The sequence below is a fragment of the Zavarzinella formosa DSM 19928 genome (genome assembly GCF_000255705.1).
Lineage (GTDB): Bacteria > Planctomycetota > Planctomycetia > Gemmatales > Gemmataceae > Zavarzinella > Zavarzinella formosa.
In genome coordinates this window covers 325,227-349,472 of record NZ_JH636440.1, presented here as the reverse complement: position 1 = coordinate 349,472, position 24,246 = coordinate 325,227, and the positions used below count along the sequence as shown (strand labels likewise).

At 59.5% G+C, this 24,246-nt stretch carries 19 protein-coding genes and 1 tRNA gene; 12 read left to right on the top strand and 8 right to left on the bottom strand.

Features of this window, described 5'->3' with window-relative positions:
• Window positions 1-51: 51 nt before the first annotated feature.
• Both BGIM_RS0112260 and BGIM_RS0112255 read right to left on the bottom strand, forming a co-directional pair.
• Window positions 52-1,521 carry a DUF1501 domain-containing protein gene (locus BGIM_RS0112260; RefSeq protein ID WP_020470066.1) on the bottom strand — a complete coding sequence of 490 codons (1,470 nt, stop codon included), beginning with the start codon at window positions 1,519-1,521 and terminating at the stop codon, window positions 52-54.
• Between the two features lie 4 nt (window positions 1,522-1,525).
• Window positions 1,526-3,991 carry a PSD1 and planctomycete cytochrome C domain-containing protein gene (locus BGIM_RS0112255; protein WP_020470065.1) on the bottom strand — a complete coding sequence of 822 codons (2,466 nt, stop codon included), beginning with the start codon at window positions 3,989-3,991 and terminating at the stop codon, window positions 1,526-1,528.
• Window positions 3,992-4,430: 439 nt separating this feature from the next.
• On the opposite strand from BGIM_RS0112255, the gene BGIM_RS0112245 reads away from it, so the two are divergent.
• Window positions 4,431-7,133, top strand: a complete 2,703-nt coding sequence (locus BGIM_RS0112245; protein WP_020470063.1) for a M16 family metallopeptidase — start codon at window positions 4,431-4,433, stop codon at window positions 7,131-7,133.
• A 325-nt stretch (window positions 7,134-7,458) separates the two neighbouring features.
• On the opposite strand, the gene BGIM_RS0112240 is transcribed toward BGIM_RS0112245, so the two are convergent.
• The 4 genes from BGIM_RS0112240 to BGIM_RS0112225 all read right to left on the bottom strand — a co-directional run bounded on the left by BGIM_RS0112240 (window position 7,459) and on the right by BGIM_RS0112225 (window position 12,348).
• Complete coding sequence (locus tag BGIM_RS0112240) at window positions 7,459-8,376, bottom strand: glycosyltransferase family 2 protein (RefSeq protein WP_020470062.1); 918 nt, start codon at window positions 8,374-8,376, stop codon at window positions 7,459-7,461.
• On the bottom strand, window positions 8,369-9,364 hold the full coding sequence (locus BGIM_RS0112235) for a lysylphosphatidylglycerol synthase transmembrane domain-containing protein (protein WP_020470061.1): 996 nt from the start codon (window positions 9,362-9,364) through the stop codon (window positions 8,369-8,371). Before BGIM_RS0112235 ends, BGIM_RS0112240 begins: the two co-directional genes overlap by 8 nt.
• A 94-nt stretch (window positions 9,365-9,458) precedes the next feature.
• The gene (locus BGIM_RS0112230) at window positions 9,459-10,901 is read right to left on the bottom strand and encodes a hypothetical protein (RefSeq protein WP_020470060.1); all 1,443 of its coding nucleotides are present in this window, start codon (window positions 10,899-10,901) and stop codon (window positions 9,459-9,461) included.
• A 13-nt stretch (window positions 10,902-10,914) separates the two neighbouring features.
• The gene (locus BGIM_RS0112225) at window positions 10,915-12,348 is read right to left on the bottom strand and encodes a hypothetical protein (RefSeq protein ID WP_020470059.1); all 1,434 of its coding nucleotides are present in this window, start codon (window positions 12,346-12,348) and stop codon (window positions 10,915-10,917) included.
• A 276-nt stretch (window positions 12,349-12,624) separates the two neighbouring features.
• On the opposite strand from BGIM_RS0112225, the gene BGIM_RS0112220 reads away from it, so the two are divergent.
• The 6 genes from BGIM_RS0112220 (at window position 12,625) to BGIM_RS0112190 (ending at window position 18,018) form a co-directional block, all read left to right on the top strand.
• Window positions 12,625-13,689 (top strand): diacylglycerol/lipid kinase family protein, encoded by a 1,065-nt coding sequence (locus BGIM_RS0112220; RefSeq protein ID WP_020470058.1) that lies wholly within the window; start codon window positions 12,625-12,627, stop codon window positions 13,687-13,689.
• A 105-nt stretch (window positions 13,690-13,794) separates the two neighbouring features.
• Window positions 13,795-14,268: a DUF2383 domain-containing protein gene (locus tag BGIM_RS0112215; RefSeq protein ID WP_020470057.1), complete on the top strand. Its 474-nt coding sequence runs from the start codon at window positions 13,795-13,797 to the stop codon at window positions 14,266-14,268.
• 28 nt (window positions 14,269-14,296) lie between these two features.
• Window positions 14,297-14,422, top strand: a complete 126-nt coding sequence (locus BGIM_RS67815) for a hypothetical protein (protein ID WP_020470056.1) — start codon at window positions 14,297-14,299, stop codon at window positions 14,420-14,422.
• Window positions 14,423-14,921: 499 nt separating this feature from the next.
• On the top strand, window positions 14,922-15,095 hold the full coding sequence (locus BGIM_RS60295) for a DUF1328 domain-containing protein (protein WP_020470054.1): 174 nt from the start codon (window positions 14,922-14,924) through the stop codon (window positions 15,093-15,095).
• A gap of 155 nt (window positions 15,096-15,250) precedes the next feature.
• On the top strand, window positions 15,251-16,153 hold the full coding sequence (locus BGIM_RS0112195) for a YihY/virulence factor BrkB family protein (RefSeq protein WP_020470053.1): 903 nt from the start codon (window positions 15,251-15,253) through the stop codon (window positions 16,151-16,153).
• A 53-nt stretch (window positions 16,154-16,206) separates the two neighbouring features.
• Window positions 16,207-18,018 (top strand): alpha-amylase family glycosyl hydrolase, encoded by a 1,812-nt coding sequence (locus tag BGIM_RS0112190; protein ID WP_020470052.1) that lies wholly within the window; start codon window positions 16,207-16,209, stop codon window positions 18,016-18,018.
• A 19-nt stretch (window positions 18,019-18,037) separates the two neighbouring features.
• Here BGIM_RS0112190 and BGIM_RS0112185 read toward each other — a convergent pair whose 3' ends face one another.
• Window positions 18,038-18,217 (bottom strand): hypothetical protein, encoded by a 180-nt coding sequence (locus BGIM_RS0112185; RefSeq protein ID WP_029629977.1) that lies wholly within the window; start codon window positions 18,215-18,217, stop codon window positions 18,038-18,040.
• A 107-nt stretch (window positions 18,218-18,324) separates the two neighbouring features.
• Here BGIM_RS0112185 and BGIM_RS0112180 point away from each other — a divergent pair, with 107 nt between their 5' ends.
• Window positions 18,325-18,795 carry a phage holin family protein gene (locus BGIM_RS0112180; protein WP_029629976.1) on the top strand — a complete coding sequence of 157 codons (471 nt, stop codon included), beginning with the start codon at window positions 18,325-18,327 and terminating at the stop codon, window positions 18,793-18,795.
• Complete coding sequence (locus tag BGIM_RS0112175; RefSeq protein WP_020470050.1) at window positions 18,771-19,457, top strand: DUF883 family protein; 687 nt, start codon at window positions 18,771-18,773, stop codon at window positions 19,455-19,457. Before BGIM_RS0112180 ends, BGIM_RS0112175 begins: the two co-directional genes overlap by 25 nt.
• A gap of 115 nt (window positions 19,458-19,572) precedes the next feature.
• Here the strand turns inward: BGIM_RS0112175 and BGIM_RS0112170 are convergent, their stop codons facing one another.
• Window positions 19,573-21,111: a hypothetical protein gene (locus BGIM_RS0112170; protein WP_029629974.1), complete on the bottom strand. Its 1,539-nt coding sequence runs from the start codon at window positions 21,109-21,111 to the stop codon at window positions 19,573-19,575.
• An 84-nt stretch (window positions 21,112-21,195) separates the two neighbouring features.
• Here BGIM_RS0112170 and BGIM_RS0112165 point away from each other — a divergent pair.
• The 3 genes from BGIM_RS0112165 to BGIM_RS0112155 form a co-directional block, all read left to right on the top strand.
• Window positions 21,196-21,268 (top strand) — tRNA-Met (locus BGIM_RS0112165).
• A 272-nt stretch (window positions 21,269-21,540) separates the two neighbouring features.
• Window positions 21,541-22,905: a DUF1501 domain-containing protein gene (locus tag BGIM_RS0112160; protein WP_020470049.1), complete on the top strand. Its 1,365-nt coding sequence runs from the start codon at window positions 21,541-21,543 to the stop codon at window positions 22,903-22,905.
• A 180-nt stretch (window positions 22,906-23,085) separates the two neighbouring features.
• Window positions 23,086-24,246 (top strand): HEAT repeat domain-containing protein (locus BGIM_RS0112155; protein ID WP_020470048.1); only part of this gene is annotated, 1,161 nt, incomplete at its 3' end.

Below are 24,246 nucleotides of genomic sequence, written 5' to 3'. Positions count from 1 at the left end.
AATCAGTTGTGCGAGCATTGAGGATTCGCAGACGGCCAGCCCGGTTTGTCTCTACGCCAAAACACCTTTCACCACTTTGCCGTGAACATCCGTCAGCCGGAATTGGCGGCCTTGATAGCGGAAGGTTAGTTTTTCGTGGTCGATGCCGAGCAGGTGCATAATGGTCGCCTGATGATCGTGGACATGCACTGGGTCTTTGGTGATGTTCCAGGCGAAGTCGTCCGTCTCGCCGACAACGTGGCCCCCTTTGACGCCGCCGCCGGCCATCCAGAGGCTAAAGGCCCGGCCGAAGTGGTCGCGGCCGATGGGTTTTTCGGCGGGGCCTTGGCCGAAGGGCGTGCGGCCGAACTCGCCGCCCCAGATCACCAGCGTGTCATCGAGCAGGCCGAGGCGTTTCAGGTCTTTCACCAAGGCGGCCGAGGGTTGGTCAGTGTCCTTGCACTGTTCCTCCAACTGGGTGAACAGGTTGGAGTGCTGGTCCCAACCGCTGTGCATCAGTTGCACGAAGCGCACACCGCGTTCGAGGAGGCGGCGGGCGATCAGGCAGTTGCGGGCGAAACTGCCGGGGGTGTTCACTTGGGGGCCGTAGGCGTCGATGGCTTGCTTGGTTTCGTTGGAGAAATCCAGCAGGCCCGGCACGCTCATTTGCATCTTGAAAGCCATCTCATATTGCGAGATGCGGGTATCCGTCTCCGGGTCGCCATATTCGGCCAAGTGTTGGCGGTTCAGTTCTTGGATGCCGTCGAGCAGGTTGCGGCGGGCATCCCGGCTCACTCCCTCGGGGTTGTTCAGGTACGGCACCGGGTCGCCGCTGGCCCGGAAGCGCACGCCTTGGTATTTGCTCGGCAGGAAGCCGCTGCCCCAGTAGTAATCGAAGAACAACTGGCCGCAGGTTTTGCCACGGTCGGAGGAGGTCATCACCACGAAGGCGGGGAGATCGCTGGCTTCGTTGCCGAGGCCGTAAGTCGTCCATGCCCCCATGCTCGGCCGACCGGGCACTTGCGCCCCGGTGAGGAAGAAGGTCACGCCGGGGGCATGGTTCACCGCCTCGGTGTGCATTGACCGGACGAGACAAATCTCATCGGCAATTTCGCCGGTGAACGGGAGCATCGAACTGAATTCGAGGCCCGATTTGCCGTATTTCTTGTGCGGCTTGATGGCGGGCACCACCGGCCATTTTTTGTAACCGGCGGTCATGGTGGAAAGCCGCGTCGTCCCCCGGATACTCTCGGGGAGATCCTGCATCTTGTGCTTTTCCATCACCGGCTTGGGGTCGTATAGATCGACGTGCGACGGCGCTCCCCCCTGCCAGAGATAGACCACCCGCTTCGCCTTCGGGGCAAAGTGTGGCAGCCCCGGCAGCCCCGGTTGCCCGAGGGGTTTCGCCGTCTTCTCGGCCGCCCGTGCTTCCTCGCCGAGCATGGAGGCCAACGCGGCGACGCCGAGGCCGGAGGCCGTCTTTCCGAACATTTGTCGGCGGGTGACGCGCTCCGCATTCGCCCGAATCAGATCGTTGAACATGGGGTCACTCCCGCGTCAGGGTTTCATCAAGGTTGAACAACGCCAGACAAACGGCCGACCAAGCGGCATGATCCGCGACATCCAGTTTGGCGTCGCGGGGAGCCTGCCCGATTGACACCACTTTGGCGGCGGCCGCCGGGTCTTTCTTGAAGTGGTCCCGTTGTTGCTCCAGCACCCGCTTCAGCACCGATAGTTCGGCCGGGCGGGGCTGGCGAATGAGCAACGACCGGAATGCGGAGATCAGGCGTTGGTCCACATCTCCGGGTTGTTTCAACGTCTTCTCGGCCAGTACGCGGGCGGCTTCCGTCCAAGTGATGTCGTTGAGCGTGGTCAGCGCGTGCAACGGGGTGTTGGTCAGATTCGGGCGCACCTTGCACGCCTGCCGGCTGGAGGCGTCGAACATGTTCGCCGGGCCGACCGTTCGGCGCCAGAAAGTGTACAGGCTACGCCGATAGAGATCGCTCCCTTTGGACATCGGATAGGTGAAGTCCCGTTCTTTGGTGATGGCGAGCGTTTCCCAGATGCCATCGGGTTGGTAGGGATAAACCGGCTTGCCGCCAACCCGGTGATCGAGCAACCCGCTGGCGGCCAACACCGTGTCCCGGAGGAACATGGAGGGGAGGCGGAAACGCGCCCCGCGGGAGAACAGCTTGTTCTCCGGGTCGGCTTTCATTTGGTCCGGCGTGATCTTGCTCGATTGCTTGTAAGTGGCGCTGGTGACGATCAGGCGAACCATCGCCTTCATGTCCCAGCCTCTCTCGCGGAACTCGGCCGCGAGCCAGTCGAGCAGGGCTTGATGTTCCGGCAATTCGCTTTGCACGCCGAGGTCTTCGACGGTCTTCACCAAGCCCTGGCCGAAGAATGTTTGCCAGTAACGGTTGGCGGCGACGCGGGCCGTCAGCGGGTTCTCCGGAGAGACGAGCCACTTGGCAAGCCCAAGCCGGTTCTTGGGAGCATCCTTCGGCAACGGCGGCAAGAAGGCGGGGACATCGGTCGTCACCTTCTCTTTCTTCTTGAGGTATTCGCCGCGATCCAAGATGTTCGATTCTCGCGGCCGGTCGTCGGCCATCACCATGACCTTCGGCAGTTCCTCGCTGCGATAATCGTTCGCGGCCTTGTCGGCGGCGGCGATCTCGGCCACCTTTTTCGGCTCAATCTTTTCGTCGAAGTGTTTCTTCAACTTCGCGTCCCGGTCGGCTTTGGCCTTCGGGTCTTTGTTTAACACCAGATCGCGGATCGTCTTGTCGAACTTTTCATCCTTGGCGACGGCCGCTTCCCAAGTCTTTTGGGCCTCGGCATGCTTGGCCTTCAAGTTGGCGGTCTTCTTCTCCAGTTCGGCTAGTTTGGCGGTTTCCTCGGGGGAACCGGCGTCGATGAACGGCGGGCTGACTCGCTTGTGGGAAGATTGCCGGCCGGCGGTGCCGCTCTCGCTGACATTGTTGAAGGCGGCGAGCAGGCTGTAATAATCCTTCTGGGTCAGCGGGTCGTATTTGTGGTCGTGGCATTGGGCGCAGGCCATCGTGAGGCCGAGCCAGTTGGTGGCGGTCACATCCACGCGATCAAAGAGGATGTTGAAGCGTTGTTCCTCTGGGATGGCGCCTCCTTCGCCGTTGACCAAGTGATTGCGGTTGAAGGCGGTGGCGATTTTCTGCTCGCGGGTGGCGTTCGGAAGCAGATCCCCGGCCAGTTGTTCAATTGTAAATTCATTGAATGGTTTGTTGTCGTTGAGGGCTTTCACCACCCAATCGCGCCAGACCCATTGGAAGGTATCGCCGTCCTGCTGGAAGCCGTTGGAATCCGCATAGCGGGCGGCATCCAGCCACGGCAAGGCCATCCGCTCCCCATATTGCGGCGACTTCATCAGCCGGTCCACGAGCTTTTCGTAGGCATCCAGCGATTGATCGGCGGCGAAGGCATCAGCCTCGGCCGGAGTGGGGGGCAGGCCAGTCAGATCATAGGTGATCCGGCGAATCAGCGTAATCCGGTCAGCCTCCGGGGCGGGGGGGATGTTGCGCTCTTTGAGCTTGGCCCGGATGAAAGCGTCAATCGGATTCTTGATCCCGTCCATCGCCGGCACGGCCGGGCGTTGGATCGGCTGATAGGCCCAATGCCCCTCGAACTTCGCCCCCTCGGCCACCCAGCGGCGCAGCGTTTCCTTCTGCTCGGCCGACAGGTGCCGGTTCGATTTCGGCGGTGGCATCTGTTCGCCGGGCTTTTCGGAGAGGATACGCTTTACCAATTCGCTCTCGGCAGGCTTCCCGGCTTTGAGAACAGCCTTCTGTCCCTCGGCGGTGTCGAGGCGCACGTCCCCCTTGCGTTGGTTGGGATCTTGGCCGTGACAGAAGAAACAGTTTTCCGAGAGAATTGGCCGGATATCCCGGCCGTAGGCGAGGGGCTTGCCCTCCCCGGCGTGGGTTGTCGTGGCCATGAGGCCGACGACCGCCGCGAGGAGGCGGGTCCGCAAAGTCATTTGGTAAGGCTCCGCCGACAGAAGAGGTTGGGGCAGGTTCCGTTATTCTACCCGGAAGAATCTCTCGAAGAAACGGTGAAATATCCTTACCCCGGATTGATCGAGCGAAAATCGGGCGCCACGGGACATCCCGCATATCCGGCAAGTCCGTCCTTTGATTGTGAAATGCCTGCGGAAAATCACATTTGGCGTGGATGGTTTCGTCTCGCGTTGACCGATGAACAATCATGACAGGGATGGCCCTGTTATCCTTCCTTCCCCCCTCGGCCGGTTCGCCTCGGGATGCCTCCCTTAGTGGAAGCGTCCGGACTGCGGATCGGCCGATGTATTTCCCCTTCCCCGCCGACCAATCTCCGGCGTACACTAACGAAGACTTTTTCATGGCCCGCCCTCTCCACGGGCCGACCGTGCACATGTTCTCGCGGGAAGGATTTTCCACATGTCCATCCGGTTCGTGTTGGTTGCGTGTCTGGCGTTCATCGGGACGGCCCAGGCCGACGATCAACGTATCCTCAAAACAGCCCAGTCGCTCTATGAGGGCGTGAAACAGGAAACACTTCCCAACGGCCTGCGCGTCTATCTCAAGCCGGTGCCCGGTTCGCCGGTGGTCACCACGATGGTGGGCTATTTGGTCGGCTCGGCCGATGAGGAACTCACCCAGACCGGCCTTTCCCACTACCTCGAACACCTCATGTTCAAGGGAACCGACAAACTGAAGCCGGGGGACATTGACCGGGTCACGCAGCGCAACGGCGGCAGAAACAATGCGTGGACCAGCGAAGACATGACCATGTTCCACTTCGATTTCGCCGCCGACCGCTGGAAGGGGGCGCTTGACATCGAAGCGGATCGCATGCGCAATCTTCGCATCGACGAAAAGCACGAATTCGAGCAGGAAAAAGGGGCCGTCATCTCCGAACTCGACGGCAACGAAGACCAGCCCTGGGAGCTCGAAAACAAACTAATGCTAAGACCCTTGTACGGGGACAAGACACCCTACGGCCACCCGGTGATCGGGGACAAGGCCCACGTGCGGGCGGCGACCGCCGATGTGATCAAAAAGCATTATGACCGTTGGTATCACCCGAATAACGCTGTTCTCATCATCGCCGGTGGCTTTGACGAAAAAGAGGCAATGGATTTGATCCGGGCGAAGTTTGGCCCGATCCCCAAGGGGGACCTTCCCCCCCGCAAGCCGATCCCCAAGACGGAGCCCCGCAAAGAAGTCGCCCGCGAAAAGATGACCAGCCGGTTCGAGACCCCCCGGATGTTGATGGGCTTCAACACCGTGACGGAAACACACGACGATTCCCCGGTGCTGGATGTCATCACTCTGATCCTCGGCGAAGGGAAGATCTGCCGATTGCAAAAGCGTCTCATCGAAACCGACGGCACCTGTAACGGCGTGGACGTGTCGCATGTCTCCGGGCGCTACCCCGGTTGGATGAGCTTTCAGATTGAACTCTTCAAGAGCGACATGCGGCCCGTGGAAACGGCCATCCTGGAAGAATTGAAGAAACTCGCCGACGAGGGACCAACGGACGCCGAACTCAACCGCGTCAAGCGAAGCATCTTGGCCAAGCATATCTTCGCCCACGAAAGCATTCACGAACTCGGGGACACCATCGCCCGCGGCGTGCTGACGAACGACATGAAGTTCGTGCATGAGTATCTGCCGCTGATTCTGAAAGTTAGCACGGCCGACGTGAAACGGGTCGCCAAACAATATCTGGTGGACGCCAAGCCCGCCGTGGTGGATTCGATTCCGCTGATGGTGAAAGAAGAACCAAAGGCCGAGCCCAAGAAGGAAAAAGCCAAGGCGAAGACAAGCCGCCAATATCAGCAAAAGGCCCCGGCCAACGCGGCCGGACAATTCGACCTCAAGGCCGCCAAGACCGTTACCCTGCCCAACGGGATGAAGGTCATGCTGTTGGAAAATCACCGGCTGCCGATGGTTTACATCGATGCCAAGGTGGGCCGGGTGCGGATGTACGAACCGGCCGACAAGAACGGGCTGGCCCAATTGATGGGCGAAATGATGGAAGAGGGAACCAAGACCCGCGACGCGGACAAGATCACCACCCTGATGGCCGATGTCGGGGGAAGTTTCAGCGTCGGCGGGTCCGGCGGCACGGTGAAGGTGCTGGCCGACGACACCGAACTCGGACTGGATGTCTTGTTTGATTGTTTGATGAACGCCGAATTCCCGAAAGATTCTCTTGCCTCCAAGCAAGAACAACTGCTGACCGTTTTGGCCGAGGAGAACAACAAGCCGGAAGAGCGGGGGATGCAGGCGTTCAAAACCTCCATTTACGGCAAACACCCCTTCGGCCGGCCGTCGGCCGACAAGAAGGTGATTCAAAGCCTGACCCGCAAGGACTTGCGGCAGTTTCATCGCAAGGTGTTTGTGCCGAACAACACCGTCGTGGCCGTCGTCGGCGATTTCGACACCGAGAAGGTGCTGTCCTTCATCAAGAAGCAGACCGAGGGCTGGAAAACCGGCAAACTGCCGAAGATCGAACAGCACCCGTTGCCGACGCCGGAGAAGTTCACGCAAACCATCATCAGCGACGCCGGGGCGGCCCAACTGCACGTCTTCATCGGCCAGCTTGGCGTGAAGCGCAACGACCCGGACTTCTACAAGCTCTTGGTGATGGACAACGTCCTCGGCACCGGCCCCGGCTTCACGGATCGCCTCAGCGCCAATCTCCGTGATCGGCAGGGATTGGCCTACACCGTGCGGGCGACGATCACCAACAACGCCGGCGAAGAACCCGGCACCTTCACCGGCTACATCGGCACCTTCCCGGACAAATTCGCCGAGGTGAAAGATGGCTTCATGAAGGAAATCAAAAAGATCCGCGAGGAACTCCCCGGCAAGGAAGAGGTGGAAGACGCCAAGAAATACCTGACCGGCAGCCTCGCCTTCAGCCTGACCACCTGCGACCAGGCCGCCAGCATGTTGCACGCGATTGACCGCTACAAACTCGGGGCCGACTATCTGGAAGATTATCGCAAAGCCGTGGAGGCCGTGACGCCGGAAGACGTGCGGGCCGTGGCCACGAAGTATTTGAACCCGGAGAAGCTAACCCTGATCGCCGTGGGTGCCGTGGACGCGGAGGGGAAGCCGTTGAAGAAGTGAGTGAATTTCGATTGGTTAGTTTTCGCCCCAAGGGGGCGCTCGAAAATAGCCAGGGGTGGAAGCCCCTGGAATCCCTCCATTTGAAGGTTTTCTGCCCCAACGGGGCAGCACATGTTCGTTGTGCCACCCCGTTGGGGTGGATTCAATTTTTGGCTGTCGTTGACCAGGGGCTTGCGCCCCTGGCTATTTTCGAGCGCCCCCTTGGGGCGAAAACCAGTCGTTCGAGGCTGCGCTAAATTTGCCACATCCGATGGAATATGGATTTGGGTTTTGTCCGAATCCGTGTTTCATCCGTGTTCGATCCGTGGCTAAAAATGGTCTTTTCTTATCCGAATCCAATCTCTTCCGAAATCGAATACGGCTCGTCCGTTCGCAAGGCCGCCAGTGTCTCGGCTTGGAGTCCCATCAGATAAACCAAGGCGGCGAGCAGCAACGAAAAATAAGTCAGCGGGCCCAAATAGGGAATCTCCCAGAAGATTCCGGCGGTGGCGGGGATGAGCAAGAGCAAGGCCCAACTGCCGTACCAGTGCATCGGGCGGCGGCCATAGGTCACGATGTAACGGACGGCCAGCAGATCAAACAAACCCCGGAGGAAACGGCGCAGGCCGTACTTGGAGCGGCCGAACTGGCGGGGCCGATGGTGGATGACTAGCTCGCCGACGCGGAAGCCACGGGCGTTGGCCAGCACCGGCACAAAACGGTGCAATTCTCCGTAAAGCCGGATCTCCTGGCAGACCTCGGCCCGGTAGCCCTTCATGCCGCAATTGTGATCGTGCAGTTTCACGCCGGTCAGCCAACTGACGAGGCCGTTGAACACCCGGCTCGGGATGACCTTGTGAAACGGGTCGTGCCGGATTTTTTTCCAACCGCTGACGAGATCGTATTCTGTTTCCAGTAGTTTCAGGAAGTTTGGGATCTCGGCCGGGTCGTCCTGCAAGTCCGCGTCCAGTGTGACGACGAACTTGCCCCGCACCCGCTGGAAACCGGCTTGCAACGCGGCGGCCTTGGCGAAGTTGCGGCGAAACCGAACCCCCCGGACACGCGGGTCTTCGGCGGCCAGTTTCTTGACCACCTCCCACGAACCGTCCCGGCTGCCATCGTCGATAAACAGGATTTCGATTTCGAGCTGGCTGCCCGCCGCCATCATGGAGATTTGCCGGTGCAATTCAGGCAGGCTCTCCCGCTCATTGAGAACGGGGATGACCAGCGACACCGCAGGCCGCGTCGGAAATGCTTCATTCATTCGGAATCTCGACGACGACCGGGGGGAGATCGCCGACATCAGCGGACGGGGCCAGATGGTAGAGGGCGCCGGCCGTCAGGAGTTCGGCGACCGTCCAGAGTAATCGTAACACGATGGCCGTCACGGCGGCGAGAGGCTCGGCTGATTCCCGCGGCATCGTCAGCGCCAGTTCCAGCGTCAGCAGCGATTGCAAGGCGATTTCCCGGATGCCCCCGCCGGCCGGCATCATCACGGCCAAAAACCCGATCACATAGGCAATCGCATTGATGGCCACCAGATGAACCACGCGCTCGCCCGTGAAGGCCCAATTCTCGTCATGCAAACCGTTGACGCACATCCAGAGGCTCAGACCCAGCAAGACCCAGCCAACCGAGGCTTGCAGCAAGCCGAACAAAACCATGTGCAGTTTCACGCGGGGCAGTTGGGCGGCGCCCGGCCCTTTCCGCCAGCGGTTCACCCGGTTGACAAAGCGGTTCAGCCCGACCATCGCCACCGGCATCAGGGCAAAGGGGGCCACCCAGTAGACGCTTGTGCCCCGCACATTCATTTGCTCGGCGGCCAGAAATGGCAATAACAACACGCCGATCAACACCCCGGCCGCCATTGAGGTCAGCGCCTCGTAAGTCGCGGTGATGCCCACGGCCGTCTTGCTAATGCCGATGTTTCCGAGCATCCGCACCCGCAGAACCAGCACCCAGACCTTGCCCGGCAAATACTTGCCAAACTGACTGACGAAATACGCCCGCATCCCGGCGGCCCAGGAAATCCTGGCTCCTTGATCGTGGAGCAGCATGATGGAAAACACCCCCCAAACGGCTTGGGAGATGACGTAAAGAATGGCCGATGGAATGAGCCATTCAAACCGCAGATGGATGGACCCGGCCCACAATTCCGGCTTGCGGAGTTTGTCGTAGAAATACCAACTGATGGCCCCGAGAATCAGGGCGGGCAGGATGACCTTCCAAAACAATTGAGCGGCACGACGCATCCAAGAAGTTTAGGAATGAAAGCGACCTCGTGACACCGGGAAAACCCGCGAAGGCCCGACATGGCACTGTGGGTGTCTTCAAACCCCCGTGTTTTCACTTCTTGATCTTGATTTGGATCGTCCGGCGCTCGATGCCGACGGACGATTGCTGGAAGGAATATTTCCCGTCTTTGACATCGAACAAGAAAAACGGATGCACGAACCGGTCAACTCCCTTTGGCTCGGCATTCCGGCTTCGCCATGCCTGTCCTTTGCTGAATTCGCGGGTCGAGACAAACAACGTCAGGCGTTCAATTCCTTCCTCGTCGGACAACTCCCCGTCTTTCTCGGGGAAATTCCCCTCAAAAACTTTGCCCCCCAACAGAGAAGACACTTTGTCCGACCATGTGTTCAAATCCCCGTTGTGGTCTTCCCAAACCACTTCAAAATAAATCGACACATCGGCTTTCAGATGAATCTTTACCTGATCGCCCGGTTTGAAATCTGTGGTCTTTTGGCCTGTTTTGGAGTTCATCAAATAAAACTCCAATCCTCCGATGGCTGATGGTTTGCCAGACGGATCGGTCACGGTCCAAGCATCCACGGCGGGAATGTCCGTGCCGGTTCCGACACGATCAGCCGGGACAGGGAGTCGTTTGTCCGTCAAGCCTGCCGGGAGGGTGATCTCGGTGGGTTTCAGCAATGTCGCCACTTCCTTGCCTAGCGGCGTGCCGGTCAGCAAGTATGCAAACCAATCCGCATAAACAAAAGGAACCGGCCTCGCCATCTTGGCTTTGGAGAGGTAGGAACCAGCCAGCGAATCCCCGGCGGGCGTGCCGGCCGGGAACCGGCCGAGGGGATAGTCCAGCAGGAAAGCATCGAACACATCGGCGTTTACTGATGTGTTCGTTTTCATTAGTTTGGAGTCGAGTTCCACGAATGGTTGCTGGCTCCAACCGGCGTCCCGGAGATTCAGGCGAAACACAGCACCCGTGGGATCGACGGGTTGCAGACTTTTCTCGTTGGACCGGATGAGCCGGCGAACCTGCCTCAATAGTTCCGTCCGTGTGGCGGCAAAGTCCCCGGTTCCGTTGTCGCCGACCAGATGGTGCATCGTCAGATAGCGGGTGACCGGAATCTCGGCCGGGGAAAGTCGTTTGGCGTCGTCCGCGATCACGTTCCAAGCGAATTCATCCCGAAAGCTCGCGGGATAAGCCCCGGCCCCGTCGGTAATCCACTCCCGGATGACACCGGTCTCCTCGGCCGAGAGTTTCGGCCGGTTCCCCGGTGGCATTGAGCCTTCTTCGATGAGCGTGACTAACTGAGAGACGGCCACCTCGCGGGGTTGAACCGTGGGGACGGGTCGCATTTTCAACAGGCTGGGATGATCGACAACCGACAACCGCCCTTCGCCGGGGTTCTCTCCATGACAGGCCGCGCAATGCTTTTGCAAGATGCCCCGGACGCGGATGATGCGGTCGGCGGCCCGAAAATCATCGGCCGCCTGGGTGATCGCCGGGAGAAACATCGCCAGCAGGGCGAGACGCACGGGAGTCATGGATGGGTTGCCCTTACTTCGGCTGATAATACCGCACCGTGATGTCGGCTGTCGGCACGGTCGGAGTCGGCTTGAAGAACACCGCGTTGACCGGGCTGGCGGTCGGATCGGTTCCTTTGACCACCAAGCCACGGGCGCCGGTGGGGTCCAGTTTGCCGGATTCCTCGAAGACGTCCAGCAAATTCGCCTGGAGGCGTTTCAGCGAGCCGGGATTTTGTCGCGTCACGCCATTGGACACTCCTCGGGCAATCGCCACACTGGTCAGGTATTCCGGCTGCTTGCGATATTCCAGTTTGTCGGCCGCATAGGGGTCAGCCGCCGCTTCCTCGCCGGTGAACACGGTCATCCGGAAGGTTCCGGCCAGCGGCCCATAGCGGACAAACTCGGCCTTCGATTCTTCCGGCGGCAGCACCTTGAACGGATCGGCCAGCGAACCTTCTCGTTGAAACCCGGCGATGGTCACCTTCGTGTTCGGGGCAAGAACCCATTTGGAACACTGGTCCGAATCGATTTCCTGCGAAAAGAGAGTGTTGATGCCGTTGACCTTCAACACCACGGCATGGGTCGTCTTCGGGTCGGTGTTTTCAATCTCGAATTTCACCGTCTGGGAGGCGGTCGGTTCGGGCACGCTCCCGGCGACGATGGTTTGAGGCTTGTCATCATAAAGGATACGCCACTTGACCGGGCTGAGATTCAGGGCCGTTTCGGCGGTCGGTTCGGCGGACAGCGAACCGGGTTTCGGCCTTTCCCCCTGATTGGCAATCTCGTCGGCCCGCACCACGATTTCTTCTTCCTCTTTCAGTTTCACGGCCCCCTTGGCCTTCGTGCCGCGTTCGCGGATCTCGCCAAATAACTTCGGCGAATTCTCGGCGGTCAGCGCATAGCTGAAACCGGCTTCCACCATCGTGCGGCGGGAAAGAGCCACATCGAGGGGTTCCAGCAACGGATGGATTTCGCCATCCTTGCGGAACACCTGAAACTCCAGTTTCATCTTCCGTGTTTTGGGGTCGAGCAAGGCCAGACCGGTGACGAACGACGAGGGGACAATCTTTTCGGCCTTCCATGCGTGCGGATATTTTTCATCGAAAAAAGCCATCCGGCCGGAAACGGTCAGGTGAGAGGCCCGAGGGTCTTGGTTGCCGACGACCGTCAGACTCGCGCGGCGAACGAAGCCAAATTTTTCCGAGTCAGAAGCGAGGATCAAAGCGGCCTCCAACCGGTCCGCGAGGCTCATGTTCAGCTCGCCGACCATGTCGGAAGCGGGTTTGTCGCCGACTTTCACCATGAACTTGAGCACCCCGGCGCTGGTGTCCCCGTCGGCCTTGAGTTTGGCGAGAATCTTTGGGGCTGCCTCCCGAAAAGCCAGATCCAACGAATCTTGAGCCTGAACCGCCCCGGAAAACAACGCAACCGGGAAGGCCAGCCAGGCAAATCGCGAGAACGTCATGGGAGAACTCCTTCAAACCTCAACGGGGTCCGGGCGTAATTGACCCCGGCATTATTGTAATCCGATTCACCAAAGGGCAGCGGACAATCAAAAACCAAGGATGAGGGATGAAGGATGAGGGATGAAAGGAAAACCGGCCGCTTATCGGTAGATGCCATCGTGACGGGTATCAGGTTTTCTTTTCATCCCTCATCCTTCATCCCTCATCCTTTTCTTTCGGGTTTGGGCATCGGATGTGCACCAGGTCACCCCGAAACCACCCTCGGTAGTTCGATCATGACGAGAACATGCGTACTGTTCAACGATAAATCCGGCTCGGCCCATTTGGGAGAAGCTGTTCGGGAACTTCTTCGGGAAGACCCCGGCATCATCTTTCACATAGCCGATGAGTCTACGAATGCGCAAAGCCTTCGTGATTGGATTGTTACGGAACGATTCACCCGTGTGATCGTCGCGGGCGGTGATGGCAGCGTCCACCGGGCGGTGAACTGGTTGCAGGGGTTGCCGGTGACATTCGGAGTGTTGCCGCTCGGCACGGGGAACGATTTATGCCGTTCGCTCGGGATGCCGCTCGATCCCCTCGCGGCGGTGCCGTTGCTTCAGAATGCCCGGAAGCGGGATATCGATTTGATTGAGGTCGATGGTGATTTCAAAGGGTTTCTTGTCAACGCGGCCACCGGGGGATTCAGCGGACGGGTCGCGGAGGAAACCTCCGGGGATCGCAAGGGAACCTTTGGGCCGCTGGCCTATCTGCTCGGCGTGGCCGGGCCGATGGTGGAACGCCGAAGTTACCGGCTCGCCTTGCGTTTCGATGAGGGGCCGATGGAAACCATCATGGCCTTGAACATCGTGATCGCCAACGGCCGGACGGCCGCCGGGGGAGTGATGGCCGCTCCGGGCGCCGACCTCGAAGACGGCCTGATGGACGTGGTGATCGTCCGGAACGCAGAAGCCTTGGACGTTTCGGTGATTTTGGCCCGATTGATGGCCGGGGATTACCTGACGGATGAAAACGTGTTTCTGCGCAGGTGCCGCCGGCTGGAGGTGAGCTGCCTGAACCCGGTTCCCTTCAGCATGGACGGCGACCAAATTACGGGGAAGCGGTTCGTGTTCCGGGCGAAACACCGGGCTTTACGCGTGTTCGTCGGCCCGGAGTATCATGGCCCGGCCCGGCGTCTTCGTTGGGCACAACACCTCGGGCGTGGTGTTTTCAAAGGTCTCGCGGGAGTGTTGCATGCTTGCCGTCGCATTCCCCGATTGTTCCAGGGGCGCGACCGGCTTCCCTCGCAGGAGCAGGGATTTTCCATTCAAAATCAAAAGAATGCGGTTTCTGGCTGGTAGTTTCCGAATCCGGCTCGGAATCCGGGAACAGTCCGTCGGAAATTATTTTCGGCACGCCACATGCACTTCTTCTCATCCAGACAAACACAACAATCGGAGAAGAACATGGAAAACGTTGTGGAAACCAATCGCACCGCCAAGATTTGCGACACCGAGGCCATGAACTCCCTGCTTCGCGGCGAGCTTTCGGCCATCGAGACTTACGATCAGGCTCTTGAGAAATTCAAGGGGCAGGTGGCGTCGTTGGAACTCATCAAGATCCGGGACCAACACCGGAACTCGGCCACGACTCTCCGATCCCAGATCGCCTCTTTCGGCGGGAAACCGTCCGAAGGCTCCGGCGCTTGGGGAACGTTTGCCCACGCCGTGACCGGGGCCGCCAAGATCCTCGGGCCGGAAACCGCCCTGGCCGCCCTGCGGCAGGGAGAGGAACATGGTGTCAACGACTACCAGTCGGCCTTGGAAAACATGGCCATTGCAGAGGAATGCCGGATGCTCATCAAGATCACCCTGCTGCCCCGCTGCAAGGAACATGTGACTGCTTTGGAAAAACTGTCGGCAATCATCTCCGCTAGTTAAGTTTCATTAATCAACAAGGAATATTCCCATGCGAATTCAAGATACCCTCGTCCGGGCCGGCCGCGTCAGTTATGCGGCGGCCGCCTGGTTGCTCGGCCTGCCCCTGCCGGTGATTATCATCGCGCTATTGTGGGGGGGCTGCACGAGATTCTGAGCGAGTGTCCGGCTCATTCAAATCGTTCAAGCGAGTTGATTCCTTCGCGGGAATCAGCTCGCTTTTTTTCGTGAAGACATCTCGCCTCTTTGGAAGCGGTCGCTCAAATCCGGCTCTTGAACAGCCACAAAAATCAAGTTCGCCGAGAAGACAGTGAGAACAAGAACTGAAATCATCCTGATGAGCAAACCGCTTCTCATCTTCCCGTCGGCCAACACATCAAATGGCCGCTTCTGAAGCCTTTTTGGCTCAAAAACCGTTGTTTGCCTCATTGGCACGCTTCGTGCTTAATTAATCCGTCATGAAACGAGGAATCGAAAAATGACTCCTCGATAAATGACCCAAACCGGCGGGCCGGATTCATTCTGGTGAATGCCGTCGGATGAAATAACCTGACTCTCGTTTAGCCCGGCCCCGATACTCTCGCGGCCGGTTGACATAGATCTGAAAAATCCGAAACCCGACCCTGCGTCCACCGGGGTCTTGAGCGAGAAAAGCAATGCTCCGTTACTCCCTTGTTTTCCTTGTCGTGGCCCTGTTGGCCGGTCTGTTTGGCTTCACTGAAGTGGCCGGGACCGCCTATGTGGCCGCCAAGATTCTCTTTTTCGTGTTTCTGGTTCTCTTTGTGGCCACTCTGTTGTTTGGGAGCCGCAATACCCGCGAAATTGTGTAGTTTGCTGACTTCCCAAGAGCCAGCCGCCAAGCCGACCCATCCGGGTCGGCTTGTTGCGTTTATAGCGGGGATGTTGCGTTTGAACATCGCAATTTCCAAATCGGCACGCCGATTGCGTTAAGCAGATCGGATACCTTAATACCGCTCGCTGAGTCATGAAACCGATTGTCGCCAAATCTTATCAACTCATCAAAGACACGGTGAAGGAATTCTCCGAGGACAACTGTCCCCGCCTCGGGGCGGCTCTCGCGTTTTACACGGCTCTGTCGCTGGCTCCCATGCTGCTCGTGGTGTTGGGAATTGCGGGTCTCGTCTTCGGGGAACAAGCCGCCCAAGGGCAGATCTCCGGGCAACTCAATGATCTCGTGGGCGCGGACAACGCCAAAACCATCGAAGACATGATGGCCGCCAGTCGCTCCAAAAGCGGCAGTATTTGGTCAACGATTCTCGGCGTTGGCAGTCTGATCGTCGGGGCGACCGGAGTGTTCATCCAGCTTCAGGATGCCATCAACACCGTTTGGGGCGTGAAGGTCGAGACGACGGGCTTGGGCATTCTCACCGAACTGAAAAACCGCCTGCTCTCGTTCACGATGATTTGCACGATGGCTTTCTTGCTGCTGGTGTCGCTGGTGTTCAGTGCCTTCCTCACGGGCCTGGCCGGCGGGATCAACCGGTTGATCCCTTACGGCACCGTCTGGATGGGCCTGTTGAACATGGTCGTTTCTTTCCTGCTCACGACGGCGATGTTCGCCATGATCTTCAAACTGCTCCCGAAAACCAAGCTCGACTGGGGCGATGTGTGGATCGGCGCGGCCGTCACCGCCCTATTGTTCAACCTCGGCAAATATCTCATCAGCCTGTACATGGGCATGGCGGCCGTTGGCTCCCCGTTCGGGGCGGCCGGATCGTTTGTCGTGTTGCTGATGTGGATTTATTTCTCCACGCAAATCCTGCTGTTCGGAGCCGAGTTCACGCAGATTTTCGCGAAGATGCACGGCTCCAAATCGACCCAAGCCTTCCGGCCGCCGGTGGGAACGTCTGTTCCGCTGGCCGTCTGACTTTGTTTTTCCACCAACCCTCCAACCCTGATGTGATCCATCGGAGAGATATCATGCTCGCTATGAAGACCAAAACTCGTGCCGGAATGGGCGCCATCCCGCATAAGACCGGCGTTGCGTTTCGCGTGTGGGCTCCCCATGCCGAGGCCGTTTCCGTCATCGGCTCGTTCAACGAGTGGAACCCGAAGACGCATCCCATGAAGAAAGAAGAAGAGGGGTATTGGTACGCGGACATCGCCAAGGTCAAACCCGGCGCCGAGTATCGTTATTTGCTCACGACGCCGAACGGCGAGCTTTCCCGCATTGATCCTTATGCCCGTGAAGTGACCAATTCCATCGGCAACGGGGTGGTTCACGATCCGAATTTCGATTGGGAGGACGACGATTTCAAGTCCCCGAATTGGAATGAGATGGTGATCTACGAATTGCACGTCGGCACGTTCAACGACGAATACCCGGACATCGACAAGCCCGCCCGCCTCGACTCGATCGTCCGCAAGTTCGATCATTTGAAGAAGTTGGGCGTGAACACAATTCAAGTCATGCCAATCGCCGAGTTCGCCGGGGATCGTTCGTGGGGGTACAACCCCGCTCATATCTTCGCCGTGGAAAGCGCTTACGGCGGGCCGCGGGCGTTCAAGCAGTTCGTCAAGGAAGCCCATCGCAATGGCTTCGCCGTGATTCTCGATGTGGTGTACAACCATTTTGGCCCGAGCGACCTCGATCTCTGGCGTTTCGATGGTTGGAGCGAAAACGACGGCGGCGGGATTTACTTCTACCAAGACTGGAAGAAGGAAACCCCGTGGGGGGAAACCCGGCCGGACTACGGCCGCAAGGAAGTCCGGCAGTTCATCCGCGACAACGCCCTGATGTGGCTCGAAGACTACCATGTGGACGGTCTGCGGATGGACATGACGCTCTATATCCGCTCGGTTCGGGCCGATGGCGAGCCGAATCTTCCCGATGGCTGGAGCCTGCTGCAATGGATCAACGGGGAAATTCGCAATAATTTTCCGAACGCAATCACCATTGCCGAGGATCTGCAAAACAGCGAATGGCTCACGAAGGAACCTGGCGTTGGCGGGGCCGGATTCGCCTCCCAGTGGGATGCCCGTTTCGTGCATCCGGTGCGGGAAGCCGTCATCACACCGGAGGACCAGCACCGGTCGATGGCCTCCCTCGCTGACGCCATCCAGTTCAAATACAGCGGCGATGCCTTCCAACGGGTGATCTATTCCGAAAGCCATGACGAGGTGGCCAACGGCCACGCCCGCGTCCCCACCGAGATCGCGGGGGACGACGTTCATAACTGGTTCGCCCAAAAGCGATCCTGCCTCGCGGCCGCGTTGGTGTTCACCTCTCCCGGCATCCCGATGATCTTCCAAGGGCAGGAGTTCCTTGAAGGAGGCTGGTTCCGGGACACCGTTCCGGTGGACTGGCACAAGCAAGAAGAGTTCAAGGGAATCGTCCGGCTTTACCGTGATTTGATCGGCCTGCGGCTCAACAACGCTGGGCACACACGCGGCCTGTGCAACCACAATGTTCATGTGTCCCATGTCAATGATTCACGGAACATGATCGTGTTCCGGCGTTGGGACAAGGGGGGCCCCGGCGATGATGTGGTGGTTGTCGCCAACTTCAGCCACGAGGCCCGCGCTGATTACAAGATCGGCTTCCCCGAGGCGGGTGAGTGGACTCTCTTGCTGAACTCCGACCGGAAAGTCTACAGCGAGCATTTCCACAACACCCAAAGCGGCAACGTGACGGCCACACCCGACGAATACGATAGCCTCCCCGCCAGCGGCACTGTGACCATCGGCCCCTACACGGCCCTGATCTACGGCCGCCCGGCTCAAGGAAATTAAGCTCGGAAAGAGAAGAGTTTCACGCAAAGATCGCGAAGAAGCAAAGTGCGCCAAGGCTTGTTGAGCGAATGGAAGTCATCACCAAGCGATGACCAATCATTATTTCAACGACTCTTGGCGAACGTTGCTTCTTTGCGATCTTTGCGTGAAACTCTTCTCTTTTGGTCTTTTGAGCAGCCTGCCACATGCCGTTCGGCATGGTTCTTCACGGTTCTTCTGCAAATTCCCTCAAATTCCAGCGATTCATCCGTTGGCATCCCCTTTGCTTTGATTGATTCACTCAACGCAAACAACGGGAGCATCCCAATGGATCATAACGGGTCGCATACGCCGGACGGAAGCCGGTTTGGGGGCACAGGTTTCGCCCCGGAACCGGAGCCCGCGGCGGGGGAGCGGGTCAACATCACCAAGCTGATGTCCGGCATTTTGGATGATGTCTCGACGCTCTTCAAACAACAAATGACGATGCTTCGGGCCGAGATCAAACAAGACGTCATCAGGTCGGTTTCGGCGGCCAAATTCATCATGGCGGGAGCCTTCCTGACGGCCCTTGGCAGCTTTTTCCTTCTGCTCGGTCTCGTGCCGTTGCTGGGCTGGCTGGTCCCGAGCCTGCCGGAGTGGGCCTGCTGGGGCATTGTTGGCGGGACCATGTTTCTGGTTGGCGGCCTCTCTTCCTTCCTTGGCTATCGTCGGTTGAAGAACTTCAACCCGCTGCCGGAAAAAACCTATCAAGCCCTTCAGGAGAACATCGCGTGTCTGACAAATCACCCGAACTAATCGAACTTGAAATGGCCTCTACCCGGCAATCGCTGACGGAAAAGGTGGCCGCCTTGGAGGAACAAGTCGTGGGCACGCTCCAAAGCACGACGGCCGCCGTCAACGACACTGTGAACTCCCTGCGGTCGGCCGTCACGGAGACGGTGGACAGCGTCAAGGGAACCGTGGACACGGTGACGGCCGATGTCCAGTCCGTCATGAATACCGCCACGGACAACGTGAAGGATGTTGTGGACGTGACCAAACATGTGCGGGACAACCCGTGGCTGATGGTCGGCGGGGCGGCTGCCGCCGGGCTGTTCGCGGGGTTGATGTTGTTCCGAAAATCGGGGACTGCATCGGCGACGCACCACATCCCCGCACCGTCTTATCAGCCGTTGCCCGCTCCCCAGCCAATCGCCTCCACGCCGACCATGCTGCCGCCGGGATCGCGGGCGCCGGGGCTCTTGGATGAACTCTTCAGCCGGGTCAGCCAGGAAGTGCGGAAGGTGGCCGAAACGGCTATTAGTACGCTGTCCGAATCGGTGAAGAAGAGCGTCAATGACAACATCCCGAAGATGGTTGAGGGAGCCGTCACCAAAATCTCCGATTCTCTTCCGGAAATGGCGGGTCACGGCCACAACGGCCACGCCAAACGCATTAAGGAAGAGCATTGGGAGTAAGGATTGAAAGAAGGTCGTGTGGAAGAGGGCAACCAACTGGTTGCCCTCTTTTTTTCCAGGACGGCAAACCTGACTGGACGATTCTGCGAGCGCCAGATTTTCATCCGGTTACTTGTCACGGATTTTTCGCCGCTTCGCCCGATCGGGCCAGCGGAATCTCCAACCGCAGTCCGCGCAGTTCCACTTCGCCCGGCCGGGGTTCGGTGTCGAGGCGGATTTCCAGTTCGTTGCGGCCGCGCCGGCCGGTCATGGGCAGTCGGAATCGGTAGGTGGTCGGGTCGTCGCCGTGGATGCGGATGGATCCGAGTTTTTCCCCGTTGAGGGTGATGGTCAGTGCTGTCGGGCTGTGGGTTGTCCGGGCCGCGAAGACGAGGTCGGTGTCGACCAGCGAGTCTTCGAGTTCCACGACTTGGCGCACCGCCAGCCCTTCCGGTTTCAATGGCCGAAACCCGGCGACTTCCCGAACGCCGAGATGATGCGAACCGGCCGCCACGACCAATCGCCGGCCGTGGAAGATTGGCCGGATTTCCGTCACCAGCGGCATGGGAATCGTCAGCAATCCCAGCCGGGAATGTTCGAGCTTCACCTGCCTGTCGTTCCATCCCTTCACCCGGCCGGTGATCCGGGCCGCCGGTTGGTCCGTCGTCTGCAATGTGAGTTCCGCATGTTCGCCGGTGGTTGATTTTTCATCGCCGCCGAGATCGCCGAAGGTTTGTTCCCGCACCATCGCCCACGGTGGTGACACGACTTTTTCCCGCACATCAATCACCGGCCCGGCGGAATCAAACCGGGGGAACACCCCGTAAATCTCGGTGTTTTCCGTGGTGACCAGTCGATCCCGTGAAGGACGCACGGAGGGGGGCGTCTTCACCGGCGGCTCGTGCCGCCAGATCACCATCTGTTCGACGCGGACGGTTTCATTCCCTTCGCCAGAGGAGATCAATCTCGCCTCCCTCAATATCCCCGGCCCGTGTTCGCGCGACCACAACACATAGCCATCGACGGTGATGTGCAGCATGTCCGTGTCAAACGCGACGCCCAACCGGTGCGACTGGTCATCCCGGTTAAGTTTCCCGGCGATGCCGGCAGGTTCCGGAGCCGAGACGCCGATGCGAACCTCCGGGGCCGACAAATCAACGTTCACCGGAGTCGGCTTCCCCTCTCGCACGAAACCGAGTTCCAGCGTCAAACGCCGGGCGGCCGTTTTCACGAACGGCGCCCGCAACACCAACCAACCCTTCGACACATCAGGCAGGCCGGCCTTCAGCGATGTTGTCTCCCCGGAGACCGCGACCACCTGCCGGCCGGGCCACTGGCCGATCTGTTCAACGGCCGACCGGGGAAGCCGAAGCTCGTCCGCCCACGGCGTCTGCACCCGCAATTCCTTCTCGGTGAGTTCCATTGGATGAACGGGAAACGAGTCCCCGCCGACGAGGTGAAGCATCCAGCCACAATCCCGAACCGGCGGCGCCGGTTTGCCCCGGCGAACATATTCGAGCCGCCCGACGGGTTCGTCGCCAAACCGAAACGAGTCCCCGTCGAAGGCAAGATTTCCGGCGACGGTCGTGCCATCCCGCCGCCGGGCCTCGTCTCCCCGAGTCGAGGGGAGGGGGGGCAAAAGGAGCAGTGCGAAAATGAGGAGGAATCGCCACATGAAAATGATTGTACGGCGAAGTCTGAACCAAACCCGGCGGGGACTTGTCGCTTGATTGGCCGGGATGTATATTTTTCGATTCAAGGCTGCGTAGCTCAGTGGTTAGAGCACTCGCTTCATAAGCGAGGTGTCACTGGTTCAAGTCCAGTCGCAGCTAGTTCCTTCCAACCCTTCTATTTGAAGGGGTTTGCGCGATTCATTTTCCACCCAATGACAGGGTCTGCGATCCGGTTGTCTCACCAAAAACCGGAATCGATTGCATGTCATTGAAAAAATCCCTTCTCTGATCGTGCCGTGCCCAACTCTGACCGAATTCTCTTCTTGAAAATCGATTGCCGCGCGTTCTTGCTTGCAATGCGAGAACAGGGCGTTTAGTCTGGGATTCGACTTGAATGGTGACGCCGTTTCGCCCGTCATGGAGGTCAACTCATGTTGACGATCTCGGGTCGTTCCCGGCGATTTTGCGATGGCATCGGGCGGCGGGAATTTCTCAAAATCGGAGCGTTTGGCGGGGCGTTCAATCTGACTGATCTCCTTCGAGGCGAAAGTCCGGCGGCATCCAAACCGCGCAAGGCCGCCATCCATATCGTTCTCGGGGGCGGGCCGCCGCATCTGGACATGTGGGACATGAAGCCGGACGCGCCCGCCGAAATTCGCGGCGAGTTCAAGCCGATTCCGACGAACGTGCCCGGTGTGCAAATCTGCGAACTGATGCCGAAACTGGCCCGCATGTGGGACAAACTGGCCGTCATCCGTTCCATCTCGTCCACATCTGGCCATGACGACGCGGAAATCTCGACCGGTTACAACGAGACCAAGGCCCGCGCGGTGGGTTATCCGTCGTTCGGGGCGGTGGTGTCCAAATTGAACGGCCCCGGCCGAAATGGAGTTCCCCCCTTCGTCAGCCTGCGGCCCAAACTGTGGGCGGGAAATCCTGCGTTCGATTTTGGCAACGAACCCGGCTATCTCGGCTCAGCCCATCGGGCCTTCACCCCCGACGGGCCGGGGACCGCGATCACGAATGAATTTCCCAAAAGCGTTCAAAACCGGGTCGCCTTGCGACCGCCCGAGGGAGTCAGTCTGGACCGCATCGCGGATCGCCGGACAATGTTGACCGCCTTCGACAACATGCGCCGGGATGCGGACACCAGCGGGATGGACGCCATCACCAGCCGGGCCTTCGAGATCATCACTTCCGATGTCTTGAGGAACGCCCTCGACTTGGACAAGGAAAGCCAGGCGGTCCGCGACCGCTACGGCCGAAATTTTTATTACGACTTCCCCGGCCGCCAGTGGGAGGTGAATTACGGGGCGCAGGCCCTGGCGGCCCGTCGGCTCGTGGAAGCCGGGGCCGGATGCGTGACCATCGGCTTCAACAATTGGGACACTCACGAAAACAACTTCCGGCACCTGCGCCGCCAGTTGCCGCCGCTCGACAGCGCCGTGTCGTCCTTGGTCGGGGATTTGCACGACCGGGGCATGGCCAAGGATGTGGTGGTGGTGGTGTGGGGAGAGTTTGGCCGGTCTCCGGTCATCAACAAGACCGCCGGCCGGGACCATTGGGGGCCGGTCATGTCGGCCTTGGTGGCCGGCGGCGGGCTGAAGATGGGGCAGGCCATCGGAACCACGGACGCCAAAGGCGAACGGGCCACCTCCCGGCGTTACAAAGTCCCCAATGTCCTCAGCACCCTCTACCACGCGATGGGCATCGACACCGCCCAAACCCTCCCCAGCCCGACCGGCCGGCCCATGTATCTTCTTGACGAGCGGGACAAGGTGGCTGAATTGCTGTGAGAATATCTTGGCCGATGGATTTCTGATTTCCCATTCCCGTTTGTCGCCGCAACTCATGTCCTCCTATCCATGAGCCGTGAAGACCCTCGCGGTGTGGATATGCCCGGCTGTGCGGGAAACCATACATTTTCAGCGTCGGGAAAGCCGTGATCGTTCAGGCATTGCCTGCCAAGGGGTCAGATGGACTCGCCATTGTTTGGGCTTCTCGCCGCCGATCCGGCGGGGTGGATGATTGACACCGGCGGGGTCCGGTCCTCCACCATTATCCTGCTAACCTTTGCCGTCATCATTTTGCTGGCCGGCGCGCTCTACTGGCTCGGCACCATCGACTTTGGCGTGAGCGTGGCCGGGGCCGTGATTCGCGGCGGCATCCGGGCCGGGTTCCGGGTGTGGGAGCGATGCCTTGCCTGGGCCACCTGGCCGGTTTTCCTTGGCATTCAGTTTGGCCTTCTCGTGATCGGCATTCTTGTCGCCGGGTCTCTGCCGCCGCTGGCGGTCGTCTGCTCGCTCGGCCCGCTGGCAATGGGGTTGGCCGCCTGTCTGGCGTATATGTTCATTGATGTCGAACGGTATGAAGTGGCTCGCGGATACAAGACGCTCCACGCCCCGATGAAGGGGCAGCGGTTGGCGACCGAACTCATCCAACATGGCCACCTCGTCGGCGTTCCACTGCTCGCATCGGCGGCGGGGGGGATGATCGGCGGGTTCGCCCTGTTTAATTTCGCCCTTTTCCATTTGTTTGGCCCGGCTTGGTATGCGCCGCCGGACACTGACGCGACCTTCGTCGATTTTGTGACCTCGGCTCTGGTCCATCTGTTGAGCGTGGTCGATTTGCTGAACCTGGCCGACACGCAACATTTGGCCCGCATCACGGTGGCCCGGCCGGTGGCGGGCGTGGCGTCCGCCCTCATGGCCGTGTTCAAGTCGTTCTTCACGCTGGTCCTGCTTCAGCAGATTTTCGCCTCGGTGCGGAAGGGGAAACTTCTTTCCGAAACCATCGCCGACTTCTGGAGTCCGCACGAACCGATTCACGAGCGTGCTCGCAGCGCCTTGCCTCAATTCGGGGCGGGCGCCCTTGGGCCGCTGCTCTTTTCCCTCCGGGTCGGCGAAACCCTCACGCGGGAACAGCGGGATCAACTTCCCGTCGTTCTCGCGGCCATCGGCCCGGCCGCCATTCCAGATTTGATGTACCATCTCAACGATCCGAACGAGCATGTCCGGTCGGTGGCCGTCGCCGCCCTTGGCCGGTTGCGGGCGACGATGGCCCTGCATCGGCTGGCCCGGCTGGCGACGGACCCGAGCGATCTGGTGCGGCTGAGTCTCGCCGAGGCCTTGGGCGAG

Bases quoted from the DNA above. Each gene is read 5' to 3' on its own strand.
- BGIM_RS0112260 (WP_020470066.1), bottom strand. From the start codon at position 1,521: ATGTTCAACGATCTGATTCGGGCGAATGCGGAGCGCGTCACCCGCCGA.
- BGIM_RS0112220 (WP_020470058.1), top strand. From the start codon at position 12,625: ATGACGAGAACATGCGTACTGTTCAACGATAAATCCGGCTCGGCCCAT.
- BGIM_RS0112185 (WP_029629977.1), bottom strand. From the start codon at position 18,217: ATGCCGAACGGCATGTGGCAGGCTGCTCAAAAGACCAAAAGAGAAGAG.
- BGIM_RS0112180 (WP_029629976.1), top strand. From the start codon at position 18,325: ATGGATCATAACGGGTCGCATACGCCGGACGGAAGCCGGTTTGGGGGC.
- BGIM_RS0112225 (WP_020470059.1), bottom strand. From the start codon at position 12,348: ATGACGTTCTCGCGATTTGCCTGGCTGGCCTTCCCGGTTGCGTTGTTT.
- BGIM_RS0112230 (WP_020470060.1), bottom strand. From the start codon at position 10,901: ATGACTCCCGTGCGTCTCGCCCTGCTGGCGATGTTTCTCCCGGCGATC.
- BGIM_RS0112170 (WP_029629974.1), bottom strand. From the start codon at position 21,111: ATGTGGCGATTCCTCCTCATTTTCGCACTGCTCCTTTTGCCCCCCCTC.
- BGIM_RS0112195 (WP_020470053.1), top strand. From the start codon at position 15,251: ATGAAACCGATTGTCGCCAAATCTTATCAACTCATCAAAGACACGGTG.
- BGIM_RS0112255 (WP_020470065.1), bottom strand. From the start codon at position 3,991: ATGACTTTGCGGACCCGCCTCCTCGCGGCGGTCGTCGGCCTCATGGCC.
- BGIM_RS0112240 (WP_020470062.1), bottom strand. From the start codon at position 8,376: ATGAATGAAGCATTTCCGACGCGGCCTGCGGTGTCGCTGGTCATCCCC.
- BGIM_RS60295 (WP_020470054.1), top strand. From the start codon at position 14,922: ATGCTCCGTTACTCCCTTGTTTTCCTTGTCGTGGCCCTGTTGGCCGGT.
- BGIM_RS67815 (WP_020470056.1), top strand. From the start codon at position 14,297: ATGCGAATTCAAGATACCCTCGTCCGGGCCGGCCGCGTCAGTTATGCG.
- BGIM_RS0112235 (WP_020470061.1), bottom strand. From the start codon at position 9,364: ATGCGTCGTGCCGCTCAATTGTTTTGGAAGGTCATCCTGCCCGCCCTG.
- BGIM_RS0112215 (WP_020470057.1), top strand. From the start codon at position 13,795: ATGGAAAACGTTGTGGAAACCAATCGCACCGCCAAGATTTGCGACACC.
- BGIM_RS0112245 (WP_020470063.1), top strand. From the start codon at position 4,431: ATGTCCATCCGGTTCGTGTTGGTTGCGTGTCTGGCGTTCATCGGGACG.
- BGIM_RS0112190 (WP_020470052.1), top strand. From the start codon at position 16,207: ATGCTCGCTATGAAGACCAAAACTCGTGCCGGAATGGGCGCCATCCCG.
- BGIM_RS0112160 (WP_020470049.1), top strand. From the start codon at position 21,541: ATGTTGACGATCTCGGGTCGTTCCCGGCGATTTTGCGATGGCATCGGG.